This is a genomic window from Thauera sp. 2A1 (assembly GCF_009469595.2).
Lineage (GTDB): Bacteria > Pseudomonadota > Gammaproteobacteria > Burkholderiales > Rhodocyclaceae > Thauera.
The window spans coordinates 1-1,936 of record NZ_SSXV01000087.1 but is presented as its reverse complement, the minus strand read 5'-3'; the positions used below and the strand labels follow the sequence as shown (position 1 = coordinate 1,936).

The window sequence follows — 1,936 nt, the reverse complement described above, 5'->3', positions numbered from 1 at the left end:
AAAGCTGGCGATACTATGACTGGTACATTAACATCTGCATCTACTACTGGATCAATTGTGTTTAAAGGCGTTGAAAATAGTGATATAACAAATATATACAAATCTGGTGGTAATTTATCTGAAGGTTTTGGTATGCATGCCAACGCTGATATCATTAATGGTTTGAGATTCAATTGGTATGATACATTTTGGTATATAGGTAATATTAGAGGTTCTGGTACAGAAAGTTACGGATTTGGAATTGTAGATAATAATGATTAGATAGGTTTTAGGGTAACTACTGATGCAGTTTATGCAAATAAATACACATCTAGTGTATCTACCGGTAATGCTCCTATATCTGTTAAATCTACAACTATGTGTCCAAATCTGAATGCAGATATGGTAGATGGTGTTAATGTTAAAGATATTGAACATACATTATACATATCGTCAACTATTAAAAATTATTTAAAGATTTAGGTTAATCATAAGTATTTCCCCAATAGTTATAAAATTGTTGAATATTATGATGGCTACATTTATGTTTACTAGTTATTAATAAATGCTTATTCTCCAAAATTTACCGATCTTTAGCTCATTAGTGGAAAAGTACATACTGGAATTAAAACATTTTATGATTTGACTAAATGGTATATAGAAACTACAGAATCTGGAATGAACATATACATATATCAACCTGAAAATAGTAATTTCAAAATATATGGAGTTATACATGGAGAACCTCAATCTCCAAATGTTCAATTTAGTGTTGTTAGTTCATTGCCTAGTAATGTAGTAAGTAGACATATTACATTCAATGTAACATCTTAGAATTTAGAAGAATTTGACTGGTACGGGGTATCTTGGTCAGAAACATCTTCTAATCCAGATTGTACTCGTATTGGTAATATGGACATGCATAGATCATTGCCTATATAGAGTATGATGAAACCATTTGCTTTTTAGACACAACCGGTTTATAAAGACTAGTTTGTTCCTTTGAAGGAAAACTTTACTGAAGCAATGTATGGGCATACAAGTAATGGAGAAGCTGGATAGGTAGCATCTACAGTAAACGTTATGATTAAGATACCAGAATTTTGGTATGTCGATGATTATGTTCCTGGTACAAAAACACACAATTTAAAAATATGTCCACACGCTAAACCAGGATGGCATCACCACAAAGAAGCATATGTTAGCGCATATGAAGCATTCAACTTTGATAATAAAGGTAGATTAATAAGTACGAAAAACGTTGTTCCTACTGTTAATTTTACCAGAACTAATGGTAGAACTTGGGCTAGAGCTAATGGATTTGACGGAGAAGCTAAATGGAATCTTTATACATATGAAGAGCATAGAGCTATATGTCATTTGTTCTTAGTAGAATATGCTACTAGAAATTCACAAAAGGCTGTTAATACTGAACTAACTCCTGAAGGATTTAGACAAGGTGGATTGGGTTCTGGTTGTACTACAGGAACAGCAACTATCAACGGAGCTCAAACTTGGTCGTTTATTCCAACTGGAAGATCTGATAGTTTAGGTAGTGGTTCTGGTGAAGTTACAGTAACTATACAATAGACTGATTCATCTGGTTCTAATACTTCTACTATTACACGTAAGTGTAACAGATATAGAGGAATTGAAAATCCATTTGGTCACATATGGAAACACATAGATGATGTTATTAGTAAATATGAAGCTACATATCGTACTTGGTATAAATCTGTAAAACCTGATCAATTTGACACTAACAAAAACAATAGTTATAAACCTTTAACATCAGCATCAGTTACAACTGGTTATAAAACCGAAATTAGAGCTACTCCTACTTGTGATTTCTTCGCTGAAGCTTGTACTAATGGTTCAGAAACTACATACTGGTGTGACTATAACTGGGATAATACTGATGCTTCAGAACATTGTTTGTTAATCGGTGGTCATTCTG

The 1,936-nt window shown here is 32.7% G+C and carries 2 protein-coding genes; both read left to right on the top strand.

The window, feature by feature from the left end:
- On the top strand, positions 1-261 hold a 261-nt coding region (locus tag GH664_RS22545; protein ID WP_194270482.1), incomplete at its 5' end, for a hypothetical protein.
- 801 nt (positions 262-1,062) lie between these two features.
- Positions 1,063-1,569: a hypothetical protein gene (locus GH664_RS22540; protein ID WP_153163774.1), complete on the top strand. Its 507-nt coding sequence runs from the start codon at positions 1,063-1,065 to the stop codon at positions 1,567-1,569.
- Positions 1,570-1,936: the final 367 nt, after the last annotated feature.